We start from the raw sequence: 21,202 nt of genomic DNA, 5'->3' as shown, positions 1-21,202 counted from the left end.
ACGGATGTTGATCACTCGGTTCGCACCTTCCCCCACCGGTCCTTTGCATTTGGGTCATGCATATTCTGCCATTGTGGCACATGATATGGCCCGACAAGCGAAAGGCCGGTTTTTGCTGCGGATCGAGGACATCGATCAAACGCGATCACGGCCGCGTTGGGAAACGCAGATCTATGAGGATTTGGCTTGGCTGGGCATCCGCTGGGATGACTCTCCGGTCCGTCAATCCGATAGGATTACATCCTATGTGGATGCCCTGAAACAACTTTGGTCACGCGGTTTTGTGTATCCATGTCATTGTCGCCGCAAGGACATTCTCGCGGCGGCGTCAGCCCCGCAAGAGGGCGTTGAACCCGCCTATGGACCGGACGGCTTGGTCTATCCGGGAACCTGTCGCCCATCTGGTTTGGGTGGTTTGGGTGAGATGCCCACCGATACTGTCCTGCGCCTGAACATGCATAGAGCCCTGGCCGAATGTGATGATTTGTCATTCACCGAAATCGGGCCTTTGGGGTATAAAACCGGCCAAAACATCGGCATTTCCCGCACGGAACTGGTCGATTGCGTGGGAGACATCATTCTTTCGCGCAAAGACTTCGCCGGATCATATCATTTGTCTGTGGTTTTGGATGACGCCGCCCAAGGCATCACCCATGTCATTCGCGGCCAAGACCTTTTTGAAGCCACGAAAATCCATGTTGTTTTGCAACAGCTTTTGGGTCTGCCAACGCCCGTCTATCTGCATCACCCGCTGATCCGGGACGAAAATGGAAAACGACTGGCCAAACGCGACGATGCGCGCGCCATTTCGAAATACCGCGATGACGGGGTCACCGCGGGTGAAATTCGCAAGATGGTTGGCCTTTAGACCATAGGGGCCATCAACTCTGTCTCGCCATCGACAACCGATGTGTAAAAACATGACCGGCGATTTGTGTGACAGGCCGGACCTTCTTGCTCGACAATCGCCAGCAGGCAATCACGGTCACAATCAACGCGCAAATCAACCAGTGCTTGGGTATGGCCGGATGTTTCGCCCTTGATCCAAAAGGCCTGACGCGAACGCGACCAATAGGTCACTTTGCCGGTTTCTAGCGTTTTGGCGACAGCTTCGGCATTCATCCACGCCATCATCAAAACTTCGCCGGTTCCGTTTTGTTGGGCGATGCAGGGGATTAGCCCGCGTTCATCATAGACCAAGGTCGAAGGATCGAAGGACATGGGCGAAAAACCTTTTGCATAGCGCGTCAGGGACCCTATTTAAGGAGAACGTATCAAAAGGAAAAGCCATGTCCGGCGAAAACGATCTGATCAAGCTCTATTCAGGCAAAATACTGGAACTGGCTGCCGATATTCCACATCTTGGCCGGTTGGATGCGCCAGATGCGTCGGTCAAAAAGCGCTCGCCGCTGTGTGGATCAACCGTGACCGTTGATTTGTCGCTGCAAGGTGATCAGGTGGCCGACTATGCCCAAGACGTCAAAGCCTGCGCTTTGGGACAAGCGGCATCGTCTATCGTGGGGGCTGCCATTGTCGGATGCAACGCTGCGCAAATTGGCGAGGCTCGCGATGCGCTCAAAGCTATGCTCAAGGAAGACGGTCCAACCCCGCCCGCCCCTTTTGACGGCCTAGAGGTCCTGCGCCCCGCTGCCGCGTATAAAAACCGACACGCCTCTATCTTGTTGTCGCTGGACGCGGCGACAGAAGCTGCACGTCAGGCGAAAGAAGCCAAAACAGCTTAATCCTCCGTTTGCGAAGATCGTTTATGAAAGACGATGAACGTGAATGAGGCACCCACATGCAACACACCCCTGATCTCGCAGCGCCCAGTACTGCAGACGAACTCGATCGCCTAACACGCGACGCCACGCGCCTTGGGCGTGAGACGGTCGATATCGGTGGGTTCCTTCAGGAACTTGACGATCAATGCCATGTCCAATTGGACGACTTGGGTGGCATCAAGACCCATACGAATACCCTGTCGGACACCAGCGAACGCATGGTGAATGCGGTTCAGCGTATGGCCGCCACAGCTGACGAAGCCATTGAAAAAGTAGAACAATCGACGGCCTTCATCGCGCAAAATAGCAATAATGCCCAAGAACTTGCTGAATGGGTGCGATCTGTTCATTCCGAAAGCGCCACCGTCGAAGAAATGTTGCAAGCGGTGCGCATGTCCAACAGTGAAATTTCCGACATCGCATGGCAGGTTCACATTCTCGCCGTGAATGCCAAGATCGAAGCCGCCCGAGCCGGCCAAGCTGGCAAAGGCTTTTCCATTGTTGCTGATTCGGTTAGCGAGCTTAGCCAGAAGACAGCCACCGCCGCAGATACAATTTCAGCAACCGTTAAACGCCTATCAGAGTGGATGGCCCGCCTGCACCATGGGGCTCAGGTGACATCCCAAAAAGCCGAGGAAGTTCTAGACCGCAGCAGCGGTGCGGATATGGCCTTGTCCGAAATTGACACCCGAATGGGCAGTTTGCGCGACGATGCCCATGGTCTGGCAGGTGAAACCACGGCCGCCAAGGACGCCGTTGATCAGGTTGGCGGCGCAGTACGGACCATCATCAATTCGGTCACCAGTGTTACAAATGGGGTCGAGGAAGCGACACGGCGCTGCAATAGCCTTGTAGACACCTCCGAGAATATTTTGCAGCACACAGTGGCTCTTGGTGGCAGCGGCGAAGATTCAGGAATGATAACCCAAGCGCAGGATTTGGCGGGTCAAGTCGCACAGGCTTTCGAAAATGCATTGCAACGCGGGCGGGTTTCTATGGCTCAATTGTTTGATGAAAGCTATCGGCCGATCCCGGGCACCAACCCCGAGCAGGTCACAACCGGATTTACCAAACTTGCCGACAGCCTATTGCCTCAAATCCAGGAACATATTGTCGCGACCGTACCCAAGGTTGTATTTTGTGCAGCTGTGGATCGAAACGGGTATTTGCCAACCCACAACAAAAAATTCTCTCAACCACAAAGCAAAGACCCGATCTGGAATGCCGGAAATTGCCGCAACAGACGGATTTTTGACGACCGCGTCGGGCTAAAAGCAGGCCAAAGTCAGGCCCCGTTTCTTTTACAAGTCTATCGCCGCGACATGGGCGGCGGCAATTTTGTTCTAATGAAGGATTTGTCCGCCCCCATCAAAATTCAGGGCCGACATTGGGGCGGTATCCGCATTGGATACCAGATATAAAAAAACCGCCACACTCCGGGGATGGAGGTGGCGGCAAGGATTGCGTGTTATTCGGCACCTTGACCGAATTTTCAGTACCAGGCAGGAAACTGAAAAGGGTGCAGGCAGACATCGGGACAGATGATGCGCAAGCCAAGGCTAGAAAAACGCAGGCAGAAACTCAAAGCATAGGAAGATGCAACGCACCGTAGAGGATCACAACAAGCGAAACGGCCCCAAGACCATCCTTCCACAGTGTGTGTTGTTGGCGGATCATGGCGGTTTTGACTGTGTTTAGCATGGCGCGTTCCTCCGTGTGGTGCAACTTGTTGCACCTTTGTTCTCACATTGTTAACTTCATGTAAAGAACAAAGTTAGAACAAAGTGGAACAAAGGGAGCCAGAGCCTAACCTATCCGACGCTGATAAGTCGGATCGCCTCATCCTGACGCATTAACCATAGCAACAAACGGGCAGCTTTGCCCCTTGGTCCGTCCAGTCCTGGATCTTCTGCCAAAAGCTTTCTCGCGTCGCTTTGAGCCACCGCCATCAAACTGGCTTGTTTTTCCAAATCCGCAATTCGGAAGCGCGGCAGACCGGACTGTGCGACCCCGATCAAGTCACCCGCCCCCCGCATCTCCAGATCAACTTCAGAGATCCGAAAGCCGTCTTCAGTTTCACGCAGCGTCGTCAATCGCTTCAAACCAGTTTCTGACAAGGGCGGTTGATACATCAGCAAACAAGTCGACTCCGCTTCGCCCCGCCCGACCCTGCCGCGAAGTTGATGCAATTGCGCCAGCCCAAAAATCTCGGCACGTTCAACAACCATAATCGTGGCATTTGGGACGTTAACACCGACTTCGATCACGGTTGTGGCCACCAACACCGCCGTTTCACCAGAAACGAAACGGGCCATGGCTGCGTCTTTTTCTGCGGCAGGCATCTGGCCATGCACCAAACCGACTTTGTCCTCTCCCAGTTCGACCCGAAGTTTCCGAAATCTGGCCTCAGCCGCCATTAAATCGGTGCTTTCACTTTCTTCGACTAGGGGACACACCCAATAGGCTTGCCGCCCTTCTGTGACCGCGCGGCGCAAATGGCCAACCACTTCGTTCATCCGCTCGGTCGATAGCAAAGCAGTTTTGATGGGTTTCCGTCCCGGTGGTTTTTCGTCCAAAATGGACACATCCATATCGCCGTATTGCGCCAAAGCCAGTGAGCGTGGAATTGGTGTGGCCGTCATAACCAACACATCCGCCCCTTGGCCTTTTCGCCCCAATTCCAAGCGTTGGCGCACACCGAATCTGTGCTGTTCATCGACAACTGCGAGCCGTAAATCCCTAAACACCACGTCTTTTTGGAACACGGCATGGGTGCCGACCAAAATCTGGATGTCACCTTCCTCAAGCGCCTTAAGCTTCGAAGCTCTCTCCGCACCCTTATCACGCCCAGTCAACAATTCGAGCACAACGCCGGCCTCTTCGGCCAAAGGTTGCAGGCCCTCAAGATGCTGCCGCGCCAAAATTTCGGTGGGGGCCATCATGACCCCCTGCCCGCCAGCTTCGACAGCTATTAATAATGCCATGAAAGCAACCAATGTTTTGCCTGCCCCGACATCGCCTTGCAGCAAGCGATTCATCTTTTCGGATGAGGCCATGTCAGATGCGATTTCTTCCATTGATCGCAATTGAGCATTCGTCGGGCGGTACGGCAAACCGCCCAATACCAGGGCACGAAGTGACCCGGTTCCCGAACTCATAATCCCTGGTGATTTTCTGCGGTTTGCCCGCGCCAAAGCCAGTGTCAATTGATGGGCCATCAGTTCATCATAAGCCAATCGAGCACGATCAGGGGCAGTTGGCGCAAGATCACCGACGTTTTCCGGAGTATGAACAGCTTGCAGGGCCGATTTCCAATCGGGCCATTCTTCTTTGTTTTTTTGGCTTGGGTCGATCCATTCAGGTAACTCCGGAACCCGCGACAACGCGTCGTTCATCGCCCGAACCATTAGTTTTTGCGTCACGCCAGAAGTTAACGGGTAAACCGGTTCAAACTGGGGAACGCTCTCGGCATCTTCAATCGGCACAATGTGTTCGGGGTGAACCATTTGTGGGCTGTGGTCAAAAAACTCAACTTTTCCCGACACAATACGACGCGCGCCAGTTGGCAAGACCTTATTAAGGTAGTCAGACCGACCATGAAAAAACACCAATTGAAATTGGGTCTTACTGTCAGTCACATCAATCCGGTACGCCCCCCCCCGGTTGCGTGATGGTCGATGGTGCCCCACCTCGACCTCAACCGTTACTGTATCAGGTAATTCTGCATCCAGGACAGAGCCGCGCAGTTTCCGATCTATTCCAGAATACGGAAGCGTAAACAGCAAGTCACGCGGGGCCAAAACCGAAATCTGTTCAAACGCCTGTTCCGTTTTGGGACCAATCCCGTCCAGCCCCTTTAACGCTGCGAACAGCGGCCAGAGAATTTCCGGCCGGCCCGTCATCTTTCGATCAGCTCCAACCAAGCATCTTCATCCAGTACCATAAGCTCCAATTCGCGCGCCTTCTTTTCTTTGCTGCCAGCGCCAGGCCCCACCACAACGATGTCTGTCTTTTTGGATACAGATCCCGCTACTTTTGCCCCCAAAGACTCGGCCCGGGCCTTGGCTTCGGCACGAGACATTTTTTCCAATGCGCCGGTAAATACAACTGTTTTTCCTGCGACAGGGCTGCCTTCTGTGTCTGGTCTTGCGGCATCTTCAACAGTCAATTGTGCAATCAATCGATCGATGGACGCCCGTTCTGCCGGTTGGTTCATCGCCGACACCAGCGATTGCGCCATGACAACACCAACGCCATCTATCGACAAAAGATCGTCCCAACTGGTACCTTCTTGCGGAGCTGCAGCAACCATAGCGCTTTCAAAATCCGACCATGCCCCATAATGCCGCGCCAAAAGATTGGACGCGTTCTCTCCCACATGACGGATTCCTAGTGAAAAAATCACCCGGCCAAGCGGGACTATGCGGCTGGTTTCAATGGCTTCAAACAAGTTCAACGCCGATTTTTCGCCCCAGCCTTCCCGATTTCGCAATTGCTGCAAACCAGTGCTAAAGCGTGCGCCTAGCGTAAAAATATCTGCGGGCTCTTTCACCCATCCATCGGTGTAAAACTGTTCGATCTGTTTGGCACCCAACCCATCAATGTCGAAAACTGCGCGGGACACAAAGTGTTTCAGGCGCTCGACAGCTTGAGCCGGACAAATCATACCACCAGAGCACCGACGAATTGCGTCCCCATCTTCACGAATGGCATCTGACCCACACTCTGGGCAGACTTTGGGAAACGCAAAAGGTTCTACAGCCTCAGGCCGTTTGGACAGGTCAACATCAGCAATTTTTGGAATGACGTCACCGGCGCGGTAAACTTGGACCCAATCCCCCACCCGAATATCTTTGCCGGAACGGATTTCGCCACCGAAAGAGTCGCGACCCGCAATATAGTCTTCGTTGTGCAGCGTCGCATTTGACACGACGACACCGCCAACTGTTACCGGCGTCAAACGGGCAACCGGAGACAAGGCACCCGTCCGGCCAACTTGTATGTCTATTGCCTCTAACCGCGTCCACGCCAATTCGGCGGGAAACTTATGGGCGATAGCCCATCTTGGTGTGGTCGATCTGAAACCAAGTCGCGCTTGCAACGCCAGATCGTTCACTTTGTAAACCACACCATCAATATCATAACCCAATGTCGCACGCTGTTCTTCAATTTTGGCATATTGCTGCAACAGTGCTTGTGGGGTTGGGCAAAGCTGGGTCAATGGATTCACTTGAAACCCCAAGGCTTTCATCCGTTCGACAGCCCCCATTTGAGTATCGGAAAGCGGTTCCGATAGCTCGCCCCATGAATATGCAAAAAACCGCAACGGTCTGTTTTTAGTGATCTCGGAGTCAAGTTGCCGCAAAGATCCTGCTGCGGCATTGCGAGGATTGGCAAATAGTTTCCCTCCCCGCGCTGCTTGTCTTTGGTTCAATGCAGCAAAATCGTCGTGGCTCATGTACACTTCACCGCGAATTTCGGTGATGTGAGGCGCGTTGGCAATTATTTGTGGGATGTCGGCTATGGTTAATGCATTTGCGAGGACATTCTCACCAATGGTTCCATCACCACGCGTGGCAGCTTGTACCAACTGGCCGTTTTCGTAACGCAATGACAAAGACAGGCCATCAATCTTGGGTTCGGCCGTGTAAGCGAGACCCTGCCCCTCGGTCAACCCGAGGTATCGCCGAATGGACATGTCAAAATCGTTAACGTCTTCATCGTCAAAGGCATTTGCAAGCGACAACATACGGACCGCATGTGCAACTTTGGAAAAGCCATCGGATACTGGCGACCCGACTTGATCAGACGGGCTATCCGCACGCATTAACTGGGGAAATTTGGTTTCGATCTCAGCATTGCGACGTTTGAGATGGTCGTATTCTGCATCGGATAGTTCCGGTGCATCACGTTGATGGTAGTCCTGGTTTGCTTGGGACAAAATCAACGAAAGCCGCGCCAGTTCAGCGCGGGCTTCTGTTTCTGTCAATTTTTCAATCGCAATGTCCGACATCCGGTTTGCCCTTTGTTCGCGCAGTCATAAACTCCGTGATAGGCATGCCCGAACGCAAGGTCCAGCGCTAGCAATTAACCATTCGCAGCGATGGCTTTGGTTTCATCAACACTCGGCTCCGGATCGCGCAGGACATAGCCGCGTCCCCAAACCGTTTCGATGTAATTGTCGTCGCCAGTCGCCTCTGACAGCTTTTTGCGCAGCTTACAGATAAACACGTCAATGATCTTGAGTTCCGGTTCGTCCATACCGCCATACAGATGGTTCAAAAACATCTCTTTTGTAAGCGTTGTGCCCTTCCGCAAGGACAGAAGTTCAAGCATCTGATATTCTTTGCCGGTAAGGTGAACAGGTTTACCTGCAACTTCGACAGTCTTTGCATCAAGATTGACTGATATCTTGCCGGTACGAATAATTGACTGCGAATGCCCCTTGGAACGTCGGATAATCGCATGAATACGCGCAACCAACTCATCCCGATGGAAGGGCTTGGTCATGTAGTCATCTGCGCCGAATCCAAAGCCTTTGATCTTACTTTGGGTGTCATCGTCACCTGACAAAATGAGAATGGGAGTTTCGATACGCGCAACCCGAAGCTGTCTAAGAACCTCATGACCGTCGATGTCCGGTAGGTTGAGGTCTAACAAAATCAAATCGTAGTCATATAGCTTGGCTAGATCGATCCCCTCCTCACCCAAATCCGTCGAATAGACGTTTAAGTTGGCATGGCTCAGCATCAATTCGATGCTTTTGGAGGTCGTTGGATCGTCTTCCACCAATAGGATGCGCATTTGCTGTCTCCGCGAAGTTATTACGTGTTAAACTCACTCTGGTTGAAAAAGGTTAACTCCCCATTACCATAGATCAATAACACGCAACTTCAACCTAAGGTTGCCTGTATTTTTGAACCCGCGTGACTTTCAACGCATCTTCCCCATGTTCCGTTGCGGCCTTGATCCATTCAACCAGCTCTTCTTCGCTCAGCTCATAGCGGTCGACAGCCTGATCCGGTGACAACAGGCCCGATTGTACCGCCCGCACCACCGATGCTTTGCGTGACGCCACCCAGCGCCGCGTTTTTGCGGGTGGTAAATCTGCACGGGTCATCATACTGCCATCAGGTAGCTTGACGGCACGTGGCCCTTCGATCTTTTTCAGAAACATTGTTTACTCCACGTCTCGATTTGAAAGCATCAAGACACGCGCAGTTTAACGGGGACTAAAGCTGCCCCTTGAGAATAGTTCGATTTTTCCTATATTCTTGTGCGTCTTCAGGAGAAACGAAATGCCCCTCGATCCAAGCCCGCTCAATTCGCTGGGCCTGCCCAAACCGCCCCATGAAACCCGCGTCGTTGTCGCTATGTCAGGCGGCGTCGACAGCTCTGTCGTGGCGGCTATGCTCAAGGAAGAGGGCTATGATGTTGTGGGCGTAACGCTCCAATTATATGACCATGGCGCAGCTTTGGCCAAAAAAGGGGCCTGTTGCGCAGGCATCGATATCCATGATGCAAGGCGCGTCGCAGAGGAAATGAATTTCCCGCATTACGTTCTGGATTATGAGAATATTTTCCAAGAAGCTGTGATAGAAGAATTTGCCGATAGCTACCTTGGCGGAGCGACTCCGGTCCCTTGCATTCGATGCAATGAAAGAGTCAAATTTAAAGATCTTTTGGAGACAGCCAAGGATCTGGACGCGGATTGCATGGCCACGGGGCATTATATTCAGCGCAAAAATGGTGCGCACGGGGCTGAATTGCATTCAGCAGAAGATGCGAATCGCGATCAAAGCTATTTTTTGTTTTCGACAAAACCTGAGCAGTTGGAGTTTTTACGGTTCCCCTTGGGGCACCTGCCATCCAAGGATGCGACTCGCGAATTGGCTGCCAAATACGGTTTGGCGGTCGCTGATAAACCCGACAGCCAGGACATTTGCTTTGTTCCCGATGGCAACTACGCTGGTGTGATCGAAAAGCTGCGCCCAGGTGCGGCGGAACCCGGTGACATTGTTGACGTAGATGGACGCGTGTTGGGGCAGCACAACGGTGTGATTCACTATACCATCGGTCAACGGCGCGGTTTGGGGATCGGCGGGCTGAGTAACCCGCTTTATGTGGTTCGTTTGGATGTCGATGCCAAGCATGTGGTTGTGGGACCCAAAGAACTGCTTTCGACCAGAACGATACCTGTACGCGAAATCAACTGGCTCGGGGATGAACCGTTCATGTCCCAAGAGGAATGGCATGTTGCGGTCAAGGTCCGGTCAACCCGCCCGCCGCGTGAAGCGATCATTCGTCCAATTTCCGAAACAGAGGCCAGAGTCGAGCTGATTACGCCTGAAGAAGGTGTCAGCCCCGGACAGGCCTGTGTGTTTTATGACGCCGACAGCAGCCGTATTTTTGGCGGTGGCTGGATCTGGCGCGGGTATTGAGGCGTGCGCGGTGGTCTTGTGACTTGAATTCGGGTGCGAGGGGCCAGCCCCTCGCGCTCCCCGGGATATTTTCGGACAAAAGAAACTATTAGACGCGCGCCAGCGCAATGACAGCATTCAGGCCGCCAAAAGCAAAGGCGTTGGACATCACAACATCGACGGTTGCTTCGCGGGCTTCATTGGGCACGACGTCCAAGGCGCATTCCGGGTCATGTTCCTGATAGCCGATGGTTGGGGCAATAATGCCGTCCTTAAGCGCCATAATGCAGGCAAGCAGTTCGACTGCACCGGTACCGCCTATCAAATGTCCATGCATGGATTTGGTTGAGGACATCATCAACGAATCTGCATGCGCCCCAAACACATCAGCAACAGCGGCGCATTCGGTTTTATCATTGGCAGCGGTGCCGGTGCCGTGGGCATTGATATAGCTGATGCGTTCTTTGGCGATTTTGCCGTCTTTGAGAGCACCGGAAATGGCACGGGCAGCCCCGGCCTTGGAAGGCATAACAATGTCTGCCGCATCCGAACTCATGGCGAAACCAACCACTTCGGCCAGAATGTCAGCCCCGCGCGCGCGGGCGTGATCATAGTCCTCGAAAACAAAGACCCCAGCCCCCTCGCCCTGGACCATCCCATTGCGGGTGGCGCAAAACGGGCGGCAGGCGTCCTTGGACATCACGCGCAGGCCTTCCCAAGCCTTCACACCGCCAAAACACAGCATAGATTCGGAACCGCCGGTGATCATCACAGGGGCCATGCCGCTGCGCACCATTTGATAGGCCTGACCCATGGCGTGATTTGAACTGGCGCAAGCCGTCGCGACGGTAAAGGTGGGCCCGCGCAGATTGAATTCCATGCTGACATGGCTGGCTGCGGCGTTGTTCATCAATTTAGGAACCACAAAGGGATGTACGCGGTTCTTGCCATCTTCATAGACTGCGCGAAAATTCTCGTCCTGCGTATTCAGCCCACCGCCGGAATTGCCCAAGATGACGCCGGACCGATCCGCCAATTCACCGTGAAATTCCAGCCCAGATTGTTCCATCGCCTGACGGGCCGCAAGCAATGTGAATTGGGTAAACCGGTCATAAAGCGAGAGTTGCTGGCGGTTGAAATGTGCCTCAGGCTCATACCCGTGGACTTGCCCGCCAATTTTGATGGCCAACCGGTCAACATCCCGGAACTCCAGCGGGCCGATCCCACAACGACCTTCGCGCATGGCTTTGAACGTGTCTGCCACGTCAAAGCCCAAAGCGTTGATCGTTCCCGCCCCGGTTATAACGACACGTTTCACGCTGCTTGCCCGGCTTTCAATTTTTCGATGCCCTCAATGATTTTGGCCACTGAAGAGATATCAAAATCGCCTTCGGTTGGATCATTGGCATTGAAAGGCACTGAAATATCAAAGGTCTCTTCGATTGCGAAGATTGCTTCGACCAGCCCGAGGCTGTCTATCCCCAAATCTGACGGCGTGCTGTCCAGCGTCACATCTGACGGCTCCAGCAGCGCCTGTTCGGCGATGATTGCGATCACTTGGTCTTTGACGTTCATCTTCCCCGTCCTGCACCTATACGCGATAGCGAGAGACTTAGTCATTCCCCGTCAGTTTTGAAACCGCTTTTTTGAGATCCGCCACGTCGCGGAACAATCTTGGCAGGCGGCGCAGGCCTTTATAGCTTTCGACATGGGAGTCCATTTTGACCGCAGGATAGCCCAACATCACCCGGCCCGCAGGAACATTGGACAAAACGCCGGAGCCTCCGCCAATAATGGCCCGGTCGCCAATTACCAGATTGTCCGACACGCCAGCCTGTCCACCCAACACAACATTTTGACCAATCACAGTTGATCCGGCGATGCCGACTTGGGCACAAAGCAGGCAATCTTCACCCACCATCACGTTATGGCCGACGTGCACAAGGTTATCGAGTTTGCAGCCGTTTCCAATATAAGTATCGCGAACCGTTCCGCGATCAATACAGCTATTTGCGCCAATTTCAACATCATTTCCGATGGTTACAGACCCAAGTGAATGTATACGAGCCCAAGACTGCGAGGCTGTATTGCCCTCTTCACCAAGCGATGCACGGGCCTTTTCGACGCCAGATTTCTCTGGGGTGACGAAAGAAAACCCATCCGAGCCAATACAGGCACCGGGCTGCCCGACAAAACGCTCTCCGATTGTGACGCGGGCTGCAATGCGCACTCCGGCATGCAACAGGGCATTGGCACCAATCCGAGCCTGCCAGCCAATTTGCACCTGCGGACCGATCACTGATCCATCGCCGATCACCGCATCTGGTCCAATAACCGCTAGCGCACCCACACTGACATCTATGCCCAGTTTCGCGCTTGGATCGACGACAGCAGACGGGTGAATACCAGCGCCATATCCCTGCCCCGGGTCCATCATTTCGGACAGGGCAGACATGGTATAGCGTGGGCGCGGGGCCAAAATTGCGGCGCTCAGGCCGAAACCTTGCCAGTCGGCATCCTGCCAAAGCATCGCGGCACGGGCTGCGCCTTGGGTCAATCCTTCGGCGAAATCGGGACGCATTGCCAATGCCAATTGATCCGCACTGGCCGAGGCTGGCTCAGCAACGCTGAACACGGTCAAACTGCCGTCCCCTTCAAAAGGAACACCCAAAGACTGTGCGATTTCGGCGATGGTAAAAGGCATGGAGGCTCCTGACGTGGTTTGCAGCACCCGTGCAGGTTTACGGCGCATTTCGCCCCATGAAAAGCACCGCCCCAATGGTTTTTACACCAAAGGGGCGGAATTCAGCGCATAAAAAGACCGCGAAATCAGATCCGGCCGGTGCGAAGCGAAACCCCTGCCCCAACCAGCGCATTCCAGATTTTCTTATCTCGACCATAGACATCCGGGCGATAGTTCATCTGGCCTTTGGCCTGTGTGAAGGCCGTGCGATAGATCAGATGCACCGGAACTTGCGTTTGTAATGGTACATGAGTTTCTTGCCGCGAATTCAGCACGGATTTGAAAAACCCAACAGGATCGCCTTCTTGCTTTGCCAAAAGCGCATAGGCAAAATCATGCGGGTCATCGAGCCGGATACACCCATGGCTGAACGTCCGCACTTCGCGGGCAAAAAGATGCTGCGACGGGGTGTCGTGCAGATAGATATTATACTTGTTCGGGAAGATGAATTTCACCGTCCCCAAGGCATTGCGCGGACCGGGTGGTTGGCGCATCGAAAACGGGAAGGTGCGCGCAGAATACTTGGCAAATCCATGACCGCGGCTGACAACCCGCCCCCGCGCATCGATAATCTCAAGATGCCCGACAGCGCCGGGATTGCCGCGCAACATGGGTAAGTATTCATTCACGATAATCGACCGCGGCACATACCATGACGGATTGATCACCATGTGCTCCATCACGTCGGAAAACTCTGGTGTGCGGCGCTTGGGGTCTTGGTGGCCGATTACCGATTTCGTCTGATAAGTCAGCTTGTTATCATCAAAAATCTGGGCGTGATAATTGACCAAGTTGACCTTGACGTGGCGTTGTCCCAACCCTTCTGGGAGGTTCAGCCAGCGTTCTCGCTCCATCGCGACCATGACGGATTGCAAACGGGATTCGGGCGAGGTGTTGATCTGGCGCATCGTACCGCTGCCGGCGACACCGTCAGGGTTGAGCCCGTGATCTTCTTGGAATTCCTGAACGGCAGCCTGCATGGTTTCATCGTAGCTGCTGGAAAGAGAGCGGCTTAGATATCCCATCTTGATCAGGCGATTGCGCAGCGCCACAACGGAGGCACCGCTGTTACCCGGTTTCAGGCTGGCCGTGGGCACCGGCATCCCCCAACCGCCGCGCTGAATGCGGTGTTCCAGTTTGAGCTTTGCGCGCATCAAACGGGCATATTCCGGGCTTTTCGGAGGTAGGCTGCGCATCACAGCGCGCGGATCTTCGGTGGTCAAACGCTGTAGCAACATTTGTGCGTCGCGGTGCGGCAGCTTACGCTTGATATCGGAATCGATTTTGGACGGTATCAACATGCCCGACTGCAAATCCCGCGCGAACCGCAAATAGGTTTGTGACAGCTCGACCTCAAGCAAGCCCCGGTCACGGTCGGTTTGTGCGCCGGCCATGCGGGCCATCAAAGCGTCACTATTGTAGCGCGATACCGGAAGACCGTGATCATCGGCCATATCAAAGGCTTCAACCAGCGCAGATCGGCGCGCCCGGTCAGCGTCTGACGTGCCCGTCCAGATTGGCTCAAATTCGCGGGCTCGATAAAACGCCGCCATTTGGTCATTCTCGCCGATCTGTTCAGCAACAGCCTGTTTGTACGCGGTCACCTGAAACGAAAAGCCCCCTTCGGACTGCGCGTGCACACCGCTCGCCCCGAGCCAAATCGCCCCCGCAGCAATCAATGCGGTTGTCCAGCCCCGCGACAGTACATTTGCTGAAATTCTCATTTAAAACCCCTGTAACGCGCACATCTAATATCTATTCTGTTTGCAATCAAAGCGCTGTCCTGTCCACTCACATTTGTGACAGCGCGAAAACCGACGCCGAAGCGGGGCGGTCGGGACACGGGTTGCGCATTCCCGCCACAGTCGGATGGTGATTTGGCAGAAACCTGCTCATTTCCCCTTGAACCCGGCGCAGGACGTATTTCTTTCTTTTTTGGTAACCTGATTCGTGCCATACCTGCATCGACATCTGGGGATAGATGGCAGGTTGCATTTCTCATGGCGCATAAGCGTTGGGGGGATGCAAAATTCAGGTAACAGCGACGGGACAGGCGCTTAAACATGGCAGATATCAATTCGGGCAACGTCACGCGGCGTTGCGTCCTTGGCGCATTCGCAGCTTCGGCAGTTGTGGCAGCACCCACTTATTCAAATGCAGCTGGCTTTTTACGCGGTGGCGGCGATATTCGCCGGATCCGTATGTATTCAGGTCGGACTGGCGAACGGATCGACATGATCTATTGGCTTGAGGGGAAATACCTCGCTGATGCGGTCAAAGAAGTGAATTATTTCATGCGCGACTGGCGCACCAATGACGTGAAAAAGATGGATCTGCGCACCATCGATATTATGGCTGCGGCGCACAATCTTATGGATGTGTCCGAGCCATACATGCTGATTTCCGGCTACCGGAGCCCGAAAACAAATGCGATGCTGCGCTCTCGCTCAAGCGGCGTTGCGAAGAATTCACGCCACCTGCGTGGGCAGGCCGCAGACCTTCGCCTTGGATCACGCTCTGTCAGCCAGATCTACAAAGCTGCAGTATCTTGTGGCGGTGGCGGCGTTGGCCGGTACTCCAAATCGGACTTTGTTCATATGGACTGCGGCCCCGTGCGCAGCTGGGGCAGATAAAGCCCCTCTTATCCCTTCTTTACACCTGTCCAAAGCGCTCCGTTTTCGGGGCGCTTTTTTGTTGGCTTTCTTTTCAAGACTTCAGGCTCGGCCAAAGCCGAGTTTAGAATCGCAAAATATCCATCTGATGACGAAGTTGGGATAGAAAGGCAGCAGCAGACAGACCCGTAAGTTAGAGCGAATCCGGGTTTTGGCAAAGTAAGGGATTCCTGCCCATTGCCCCCGCACAACGGGGCTTAAAACGCCAAAAGCACCCCGAAGGGTGCTTTGACAACTTCATTTAAGAAGTGGCGCGGTTGACGGGACTCGAACCCGCGACCCCCGGCGTGACAGGCCGGTACTCTAACCAACTGAGCTACAACCGCGCATTTTACGCAGACGTTCCGTTCGGGGCAGTGATGGCGCGGTTGACGGGACTCGAACCCGCGACCCCCGGCGTGACAGGCCGGTACTCTAACCAACTGAGCTACAACCGCCCACTGCCGCCTGACCGTTTCGTCTTGGCGTGCTGTGGCTTTTAGGGTTAGCCCTCAGTGCCGTCAAGCGAATTTCCCAACCTTTTTCAGGTAATTTCAACAAAGGCAAAATCCACCGTGACAATGCAGTCACGGCACACCTGCCCCGCTTTGGTTTTGGAAAAATCACCTTGCGCATCAAGCCCCTGACAGGCTTGACTGTACCTATCTGCTTTTTCTGCCATTTTCTGCCAAGGATGGCCCATACAATGACTATATTCTCCCGCCGGACCTTTGTGTCCGCAGGAACCGCTGCGCTTGCGCTGTCCCGGCCCACTGCCGGTCAGGCCGCCGCTCCGGCTATTTCCTTACCAAAGGACGTGGCCAGACGCGACGCTGCAACCGTAATGGCGGTGAAGACCACCACGCCCGTGGTGGCGATGACCTTTGACGACGGGCCGCACCCCAGCCTGACGCCAAAATTGCTTGATATGCTCAAGGCACGGAACTTACGCGCCACCTTTTATTTGATCGGGAATCGGGTGGTCACCTGGCCCGATATCGTCAAACGCATTGCGGATGAGGGACATGAAATCGGCAACCACAGCTGGTCTCATCCGAATCTGGCAAAACGGTCCAACGCGTCTGTTCTCTCCGAGATCGATCGCACCACGGATGCGATCTATAAGGTGACCGGGCGACCGCCTGTTACGTTCCGCCCGCCCTATGGGGCCTTTACCAAGCGCCAGCGGCTGATGCTCTATAACGAACGCAACCTGCCAACGATCTTGTGGTCCGTAGATCCCGAGGATTGGCGCAGGCCCGGTGCAAGTGTGGTGTCAAAACGAATCCTCAAGTATTCGCGGCCCGGTGCAATAATCCTGAGCCATGACATTCAAAGCGGCACTGTCAGAGCCATGCCCAACACCTTTGACGGGCTGACGGCGCGCGGGCTTAGGTTCGGGACAGTTAGCCAGATGATGGGGTGGCCGCTGTGGCAAAGCCGAAATTTCCGGCGCGTGAGCAGCAAAGGGTAAACCTTGAAGGTTTCTGATATAGAAAGGGCGGCCCAAAGAGCCGCCCTTTTGGTATTCCGACCGTTAACCGGTGATGCGATATCCCTGCCCCGAACCTTTTGCAAATAACTGAGCATTCCCGAGTTTAGCACCCAACTCCTTTAGGTGTTGATCCAAAGCATCTGCGCCGGGCCGATGGCTTTCGCCCCAACCGGCATCCAGCAGTGACGCGCGGGTAACCTCTCCACCTTCCAGCCCTTCAAAGCAGCGCAAAAGCGTGATGTCACGCGCCGTCAACGAATACTCTTGCCCGTCTATCACACAGTTGCGACGGCTGGGGTTTACCGCAAGAGGCCCAACAACAAAGCTTTCGGGATCAAGCGGGATTTCAGGGCGGCGACGGACGACAAAGTAAAACCCGATGACCAAAGCCACACAAAGCGCGATGATAATATAGAACCAGCCCATTACAGATTCGAAATAGGCATAATAAGGATCATGCAGCGGGTCAGACGCCGTGCCGCCTATGGCCTCGGCATCCAGCACAAGGCACAGTGCCGGATCTTTTCGGCAATGAAAGATCCGGTCCGGCGCGATGGTTCCGGGCACAGTGACGCCCTGTGCGCCAGCCTCTTGGCTCAGCTTGCGTAGCTCATCAAGATGATCAAAAATCAAAGCATCGCTGTCTTCCTCCGCTGAGGGGGGAAAGACGATCTGCCCATCTGCGTCCCAAACCGCGGCGGTTAAAACCTCAGGCGTCTCGGCGACAAAGGCCCTTAGGTCTTGGGGGCTGCTGGGCATGGCATGCACCAGATCATCAAAGGGCGCGGCCACTGCGGGACCAAAGGGTAAGGCGATCAACGCGCCAATTTTTATAAGCTGTTTCATGGTCCCACGCTAAGAAGTCGCAGCAGTGAATACCATGCGGCATTTGTCGGCCCTTTACCCCGGCCAAAGCATTTCCTATATGTTTACTCAAGAATAATTCGGAAGGACCGGCGATGACCGATGCCAGCCCACATATGGAAGGTGCCCCTTTGATTGCGCCCTCTAGTACTGACCACCCCTTGCACGATACCGTGATTGAGGCTTGTCGAACTGTGTTTGATCCGGAAATTCCGGTGAACATCTTTGATCTTGGGCTTGTCTATACCATTGAGATCAATGACCAAAGCGAAGTGCGCGTGATTATGACACTGACCGCTCCGGGCTGCCCTGTCGCGGGTGAAATGCCTGGCTGGGTTGCCGAAGCCGTTGAAGCGCTGCCCGGTGTGAAGCACGTCGACGTCGAACTCACCTGGGAGCCGCCCTGGGGAATGGACATGATGTCAGATGAAGCACGGTTGGAACTTGGCTTTATGTAAGAAAGTCATTTTGCTTTCTTTTCCAAAAAGAAGGCTATAAGGCTTCCTTATGAAACTCACAGTTCTTTCCGGCGATATTGTTGATTCGACAAAAAAAGAGAATGCAGCCCTTGAAAGCGCTATGGCAGCGCTGTCCGGGGCTGCTTTGCTTATCGGGTCATGGGATGATGCCCCGAGCCTGTTTGGCCGCAGCAGCGGAGATGGCTGGCAACTGGCGCTGGGCAGCCCTGAACGCGGATTGCGGGCTTGCCTGTTTCTACAAGCGAGCCTGCGCAGATTGGACAAAACCCTATCTACCCGCATCGCACTGGCCACTGGTGAAGGCACCCTTCCGAAAAACCAAGATATTAACAGCGCCCATGGGGACGCCTTTGTTGCCTCTGGCCGCCTTTTGGGGACGATATCAGGCCATATCCGCATGATGTCTGCTGAAACCGGCTCCGACAACGCAGCCGTGATTCTGGCCGACCAGATAGCCCAAGGCTGGACGCAGGCCCAAGCCAGATCCCTGTATGAGCTGCTTCCACCAAACCCCGGCACCCGTGAAGACGCCGCGAAACGCCTCGGTATTTCCCGCCCAGCTGTGAACCAAGCGCTCTGGTCCGCCGGTTTCACCGCACTTGAAGCGGCGATCACCAGTTGGGAGGCGCAGACATGACAGCCGAAACGCCTTCTTTGCGCCAAAGAAAGCCAAATCGATGTCCTTGATGCCGATTGATCCCGCAATGGCCCAAAGCTTTGCCGCGTTGCTGTTGGCGCATGTATTGGCTGACTTTACCTTTCAAACCAACGCCATGGTGCAACACAAACGCAAACCTTTGGTGTTTATGCTGCACATTGGCACGGTTTTTGTCCTGAGCACCCTGCTTCTAGGTGGGATTTGGCAGGTCGCTTTGGTGGTATCGCTGGCGCATCTGCTGATAGACGGAATCAAAACATGGATCATCCCCGCGCATCTGCGCAACACACTGGCGGCTTTTTTGATCGATCAGGCGGCGCATATGATCACGCTGGTCCTTGCCGCAGCTTGGTGGCCCGGCGCAATCACCCAAGGATTTTGGGCCAACATTGCCCCGATCGCCTTGCCGCCGGTCATATTGGTGGCGGGATTTATCACCACCGTCACTGCGGGTGGATATGTTGTCGGCATGTTGACCGCCAGATATCAGACCGCCGCTGATACGTCCGAAGCAGGATTGCCAGATGCTGGCCGGTTGATCGGGCAACTGGAACGGTCCATGATCTTTTTATTGGTCTGGATCGGAGAACCCACAGGCGTTGGTTTTTTGATCGCAGCAAAATCGGTTCTGCGCCTCGACACAGCAAAACAAGGCCGCTCGGCCAGTGAATATGTTATCATTGGAACAATGGCGTCCTTTGCTTGGGCGCTGGGCACCACATATATGGCACGCGCCCTCCTTGAGATTGCGGTCGCAACCCCCTAGATAGGTATCCTGAGGAAAAGAGGTATTCTATGTTCAGCATTCCCGGCAAACAGGCTGTGAGCATGACTCCGGCGGCGATCAAACAGATTTCCAAACTGATGGAGCGTGATGGCCGTCATGGGCTGCGCATTGGCGTCAAAAAAGGCGGCTGCGCTGGCATGGAATATACCATGGACTACGTCGATGATGCTGATCCCAATGACGAGATGGTCGAACAAAATGGTGCGCGGGTGATGATTGCACCGATGGCGCAGATGTTCTTGTTCGGCACAGAGATAGATTATGAAACCAGCCTGCTGGAAAGCGGGTTCAAATTTCGTAATCCCAACGTCACAGACGCCTGCGGTTGCGGGGAATCAATCAAATTCAAAGACGTCGAAGAACTTGAAGCCGAACGTCACAATCAAACGTGATTACAACACCCTAAGATGCGTTCTTTAAGTGGATATAGGTTTCATTGAACCGCTTTTGCAGGTGATCCCCCGCGCGGATCACCTCAGATGCTCCTGCTGGGGCAACATTGGTATCGAATTTTGGATTAAAGAACAGCGGAACTGAAATCCGTTCGTGAGCCGACCCTTTGACTCTATGCAAAGTCGCTTTGACACGGCCACCGGTCCACATTTCCAACATCTCACCAAAATTGATAATGAATTCACCCGGCTGCGCCTGCACTGGTCGCCATGTTCCATCGGTCAATTGCACCTCAAGCCCCGGAACACCATCGGTGCCAAGCAAGGTCAGGCAGCCATAATCCGTGTGGGCCGCGATGCCGAAATCCTTGTCTCCGGCCCACTCGGGCCGCTGCGGATAAAAGTTACCGCGCAGCAACGCCATGGGCACATCAAATTTGTCATCGAAATAGCCGGGGTCTTCGCCAATTGCCTCTGCGATTCCGCGTAAAACCCCCATCGCCACACCAAGCGCTTCTTGGTAGTACTCCTCGATCACGGGCCGGAAAGAAGCTGGGGAATCGGGCCACAGATTGCTGGCGTAGACCGAAAGACCGCTGCCCTCTACTTCGAACCCACAATCAAACACCTGTTTGTAGTCGGGGTTGGCATCAGGATCGACTTGCTCGGAGCTCGGAGCCCCCCAGCCCCGATTTGATCCGGTGATCGCCATATCCACTTTGCGTTTTTCCAGATCAGATAGGGAAAAAAATGCACGATATTGGGCAATAACTGCACGCATCCGCTCTGGCGTGATGCTTGTGTTATACACCGTCAAAAAACCGACCGTTTCGGCCCCCCGGCGCAGATCGGCCAAGGTTTGCGCATCGCGCGCTGCAATCTTTTCGGCGTCCAGTCTGGGGATCATGTGCTTTCCTCCTGCCCCCTTTCCA

The 21,202-nt window shown here is 54.3% G+C and carries 22 protein-coding genes and 2 tRNA genes; 10 read left to right on the top strand and 14 right to left on the bottom strand.

The window, feature by feature from the left end; genetic code table 11:
- The first annotated feature begins 4 nt into the window (after positions 1–4).
- On the top strand, positions 5–868 hold the full coding sequence (gene gluQRS, locus C8N36_RS01805; RefSeq protein WP_097802673.1) for a tRNA glutamyl-Q(34) synthetase GluQRS: 864 nt from the start codon (positions 5–7) through the stop codon (positions 866–868).
- Here the strand turns inward: gluQRS and hisI are convergent.
- The gene (hisI, locus tag C8N36_RS01800; RefSeq protein WP_097802674.1) at positions 865–1,221 is read right to left on the bottom strand and encodes a phosphoribosyl-AMP cyclohydrolase; all 357 of its coding nucleotides are present in this window, start codon (positions 1,219–1,221) and stop codon (positions 865–867) included. The genes gluQRS and hisI overlap by 4 nt on opposite strands.
- A gap of 68 nt (positions 1,222–1,289) precedes the next feature.
- Between hisI and C8N36_RS01795 the strand changes: the two genes are divergently transcribed.
- A complete protein-coding gene (locus C8N36_RS01795) occupies positions 1,290–1,742 on the top strand; it encodes an iron-sulfur cluster assembly scaffold protein (protein ID WP_097802675.1) in 453 nt (150 codons plus the stop codon).
- Between the two features lie 56 nt (positions 1,743–1,798).
- On the top strand, positions 1,799–3,202 hold the full coding sequence (locus C8N36_RS01790; RefSeq protein ID WP_097802676.1) for a methyl-accepting chemotaxis protein: 1,404 nt from the start codon (positions 1,799–1,801) through the stop codon (positions 3,200–3,202).
- Between the two features lie 390 nt (positions 3,203–3,592).
- Here C8N36_RS01790 and recG read toward each other — a convergent pair whose 3' ends face one another.
- From recG to sciP, 4 genes are all read right to left on the bottom strand, one after another.
- Positions 3,593–5,683: an ATP-dependent DNA helicase RecG gene (recG, locus tag C8N36_RS01785; RefSeq protein ID WP_110767750.1), complete on the bottom strand. Its 2,091-nt coding sequence runs from the start codon at positions 5,681–5,683 to the stop codon at positions 3,593–3,595.
- Positions 5,680–7,794, bottom strand: a complete 2,115-nt coding sequence (gene ligA, locus C8N36_RS01780) for an NAD-dependent DNA ligase LigA (RefSeq protein ID WP_097802678.1) — start codon at positions 7,792–7,794, stop codon at positions 5,680–5,682. The genes recG and ligA overlap by 4 nt, the downstream gene beginning before the upstream one ends.
- Positions 7,795–7,868: 74 nt before the next feature.
- Positions 7,869–8,585: a response regulator transcription factor CtrA gene (gene ctrA / locus C8N36_RS01775; protein WP_097802679.1), complete on the bottom strand. Its 717-nt coding sequence runs from the start codon at positions 8,583–8,585 to the stop codon at positions 7,869–7,871.
- Positions 8,586–8,679: 94 nt separating this feature from the next.
- Positions 8,680–8,958, bottom strand: coding sequence for a CtrA inhibitor SciP (sciP, locus tag C8N36_RS01770; RefSeq protein WP_097802680.1), 279 nt, complete (start codon positions 8,956–8,958; stop codon positions 8,680–8,682).
- Positions 8,959–9,079: 121 nt separating this feature from the next.
- Between sciP and mnmA the strand changes: the two genes are divergently transcribed.
- On the top strand, positions 9,080–10,222 hold the full coding sequence (mnmA, locus tag C8N36_RS01765) for a tRNA 2-thiouridine(34) synthase MnmA (protein WP_097802681.1): 1,143 nt from the start codon (positions 9,080–9,082) through the stop codon (positions 10,220–10,222).
- Between the two features lie 88 nt (positions 10,223–10,310).
- Here mnmA and C8N36_RS01760 read toward each other — a convergent pair whose 3' ends face one another.
- The 4 genes from C8N36_RS01760 to C8N36_RS01745 form a co-directional block, all read right to left on the bottom strand.
- Positions 10,311–11,519 carry a beta-ketoacyl-[acyl-carrier-protein] synthase family protein gene (locus C8N36_RS01760; protein WP_097802682.1) on the bottom strand — a complete coding sequence of 403 codons (1,209 nt, stop codon included), beginning with the start codon at positions 11,517–11,519 and terminating at the stop codon, positions 10,311–10,313.
- Entirely contained in the window at positions 11,516–11,776 is a 261-nt protein-coding gene (locus C8N36_RS01755; RefSeq protein ID WP_097802683.1) for an acyl carrier protein, read from the bottom strand. The genes C8N36_RS01760 and C8N36_RS01755 overlap by 4 nt, the downstream gene beginning before the upstream one ends.
- A 37-nt stretch (positions 11,777–11,813) precedes the next feature.
- Positions 11,814–12,905, bottom strand: coding sequence for a UDP-3-O-(3-hydroxymyristoyl)glucosamine N-acyltransferase (locus C8N36_RS01750; RefSeq protein ID WP_097802986.1), 1,092 nt, complete (start codon positions 12,903–12,905; stop codon positions 11,814–11,816).
- A 125-nt stretch (positions 12,906–13,030) separates the two neighbouring features.
- On the bottom strand, positions 13,031–14,668 hold the full coding sequence (locus tag C8N36_RS01745) for a L,D-transpeptidase family protein (RefSeq protein WP_097802684.1): 1,638 nt from the start codon (positions 14,666–14,668) through the stop codon (positions 13,031–13,033).
- 339 nt (positions 14,669–15,007) lie between these two features.
- Here C8N36_RS01745 and mepK point away from each other — a divergent pair, with 339 nt between their 5' ends.
- Complete coding sequence (gene mepK / locus C8N36_RS01735) at positions 15,008–15,577, top strand: peptidoglycan L,D-endopeptidase MepK (RefSeq protein ID WP_097802686.1); 570 nt, start codon at positions 15,008–15,010, stop codon at positions 15,575–15,577.
- Positions 15,578–15,865: 288 nt separating this feature from the next.
- Here the strand turns inward: mepK and C8N36_RS01730 are convergent.
- The 3 genes from C8N36_RS01730 to C8N36_RS24055 all read right to left on the bottom strand — a co-directional run bounded on the left by C8N36_RS01730 (position 15,866) and on the right by C8N36_RS24055 (position 16,277).
- Positions 15,866–15,942: transfer RNA gene (locus C8N36_RS01730), tRNA-Asp, on the bottom strand.
- Between the two features lie 34 nt (positions 15,943–15,976).
- Positions 15,977–16,053 (bottom strand) — tRNA-Asp (locus tag C8N36_RS01725).
- Between the two features lie 86 nt (positions 16,054–16,139).
- Positions 16,140–16,277, bottom strand: coding sequence for a hypothetical protein (locus C8N36_RS24055; protein WP_170125767.1), 138 nt, complete (start codon positions 16,275–16,277; stop codon positions 16,140–16,142).
- Between the two features lie 24 nt (positions 16,278–16,301).
- Here C8N36_RS24055 and C8N36_RS01720 point away from each other — a divergent pair, with 24 nt between their 5' ends.
- Positions 16,302–17,069, top strand: a complete 768-nt coding sequence (locus C8N36_RS01720; RefSeq protein ID WP_097802987.1) for a polysaccharide deacetylase family protein — start codon at positions 16,302–16,304, stop codon at positions 17,067–17,069.
- A 63-nt stretch (positions 17,070–17,132) separates the two neighbouring features.
- Here C8N36_RS01720 and C8N36_RS01715 read toward each other — a convergent pair whose 3' ends face one another.
- Positions 17,133–17,936, bottom strand: a complete 804-nt coding sequence (locus C8N36_RS01715) for a winged helix-turn-helix domain-containing protein (RefSeq protein WP_097802687.1) — start codon at positions 17,934–17,936, stop codon at positions 17,133–17,135.
- 113 nt (positions 17,937–18,049) lie between these two features.
- On the opposite strand from C8N36_RS01715, the gene C8N36_RS01710 reads away from it, so the two are divergent.
- From C8N36_RS01710 to C8N36_RS01695, 4 genes are read left to right on the top strand one after another with little or no spacing between them, the layout of a single operon-like run.
- A complete protein-coding gene (locus C8N36_RS01710; RefSeq protein WP_097802688.1) occupies positions 18,050–18,412 on the top strand; it encodes an SUF system Fe-S cluster assembly protein in 363 nt (120 codons plus the stop codon).
- Between the two features lie 49 nt (positions 18,413–18,461).
- Positions 18,462–19,070, top strand: a complete 609-nt coding sequence (locus tag C8N36_RS01705) for a hypothetical protein (RefSeq protein WP_097802689.1) — start codon at positions 18,462–18,464, stop codon at positions 19,068–19,070.
- A 40-nt stretch (positions 19,071–19,110) separates the two neighbouring features.
- Positions 19,111–19,857, top strand: coding sequence for a DUF3307 domain-containing protein (locus C8N36_RS01700; RefSeq protein ID WP_097802690.1), 747 nt, complete (start codon positions 19,111–19,113; stop codon positions 19,855–19,857).
- Between the two features lie 29 nt (positions 19,858–19,886).
- Complete coding sequence (locus tag C8N36_RS01695; RefSeq protein ID WP_097802691.1) at positions 19,887–20,270, top strand: HesB/IscA family protein; 384 nt, start codon at positions 19,887–19,889, stop codon at positions 20,268–20,270.
- A gap of 10 nt (positions 20,271–20,280) precedes the next feature.
- Here the strand turns inward: C8N36_RS01695 and C8N36_RS01690 are convergent, their stop codons facing one another.
- Entirely contained in the window at positions 20,281–21,177 is an 897-nt protein-coding gene (locus C8N36_RS01690; protein WP_097802692.1) for an isopenicillin N synthase family dioxygenase, read from the bottom strand.
- Positions 21,178–21,202 lie beyond the last annotated feature (25 nt).

The organism is Pelagimonas varians (genome assembly GCF_003208435.1).
Classification (GTDB): Bacteria; Pseudomonadota; Alphaproteobacteria; order Rhodobacterales; family Rhodobacteraceae; genus Pelagimonas; species Pelagimonas varians.
Note: the sequence above shows the minus strand (reverse complement) of the source record. Positions and strands in the feature narration are given on the sequence as shown.

Coding starts and splice junctions, on each gene's coding strand:
- gluQRS (WP_097802673.1), top strand. CDS start 5: ATGTTGATCACTCGGTTCGCACCTTCCCCCACCGGTCCTTTGCATTTG.
- hisI (WP_097802674.1), bottom strand. CDS start 1,221: ATGTCCTTCGATCCTTCGACCTTGGTCTATGATGAACGCGGGCTAATC.
- C8N36_RS01795 (WP_097802675.1), top strand. CDS start 1,290: ATGTCCGGCGAAAACGATCTGATCAAGCTCTATTCAGGCAAAATACTG.
- C8N36_RS01790 (WP_097802676.1), top strand. CDS start 1,799: ATGCAACACACCCCTGATCTCGCAGCGCCCAGTACTGCAGACGAACTC.
- recG (WP_110767750.1), bottom strand. CDS start 5,683: ATGACGGGCCGGCCGGAAATTCTCTGGCCGCTGTTCGCAGCGTTAAAG.
- ligA (WP_097802678.1), bottom strand. CDS start 7,794: ATGTCGGACATTGCGATTGAAAAATTGACAGAAACAGAAGCCCGCGCT.
- ctrA (WP_097802679.1), bottom strand. CDS start 8,585: ATGCGCATCCTATTGGTGGAAGACGATCCAACGACCTCCAAAAGCATC.
- sciP (WP_097802680.1), bottom strand. CDS start 8,958: ATGTTTCTGAAAAAGATCGAAGGGCCACGTGCCGTCAAGCTACCTGAT.
- mnmA (WP_097802681.1), top strand. CDS start 9,080: ATGCCCCTCGATCCAAGCCCGCTCAATTCGCTGGGCCTGCCCAAACCG.
- C8N36_RS01755 (WP_097802683.1), bottom strand. CDS start 11,776: ATGAACGTCAAAGACCAAGTGATCGCAATCATCGCCGAACAGGCGCTG.
- C8N36_RS01750 (WP_097802986.1), bottom strand. CDS start 12,905: ATGCCTTTTACCATCGCCGAAATCGCACAGTCTTTGGGTGTTCCTTTT.
- C8N36_RS01745 (WP_097802684.1), bottom strand. CDS start 14,668: ATGAGAATTTCAGCAAATGTACTGTCGCGGGGCTGGACAACCGCATTG.
- mepK (WP_097802686.1), top strand. CDS start 15,008: ATGGCAGATATCAATTCGGGCAACGTCACGCGGCGTTGCGTCCTTGGC.
- C8N36_RS24055 (WP_170125767.1), bottom strand. CDS start 16,277: ATGGCAGAAAAAGCAGATAGGTACAGTCAAGCCTGTCAGGGGCTTGAT.
- C8N36_RS01720 (WP_097802987.1), top strand. CDS start 16,302: ATGACTATATTCTCCCGCCGGACCTTTGTGTCCGCAGGAACCGCTGCG.
- C8N36_RS01715 (WP_097802687.1), bottom strand. CDS start 17,936: ATGAAACAGCTTATAAAAATTGGCGCGTTGATCGCCTTACCCTTTGGT.
- C8N36_RS01710 (WP_097802688.1), top strand. CDS start 18,050: ATGACCGATGCCAGCCCACATATGGAAGGTGCCCCTTTGATTGCGCCC.
- C8N36_RS01705 (WP_097802689.1), top strand. CDS start 18,462: ATGAAACTCACAGTTCTTTCCGGCGATATTGTTGATTCGACAAAAAAA.
- C8N36_RS01700 (WP_097802690.1), top strand. CDS start 19,111: ATGTCCTTGATGCCGATTGATCCCGCAATGGCCCAAAGCTTTGCCGCG.
- C8N36_RS01695 (WP_097802691.1), top strand. CDS start 19,887: ATGTTCAGCATTCCCGGCAAACAGGCTGTGAGCATGACTCCGGCGGCG.
- C8N36_RS01690 (WP_097802692.1), bottom strand. CDS start 21,177: ATGATCCCCAGACTGGACGCCGAAAAGATTGCAGCGCGCGATGCGCAA.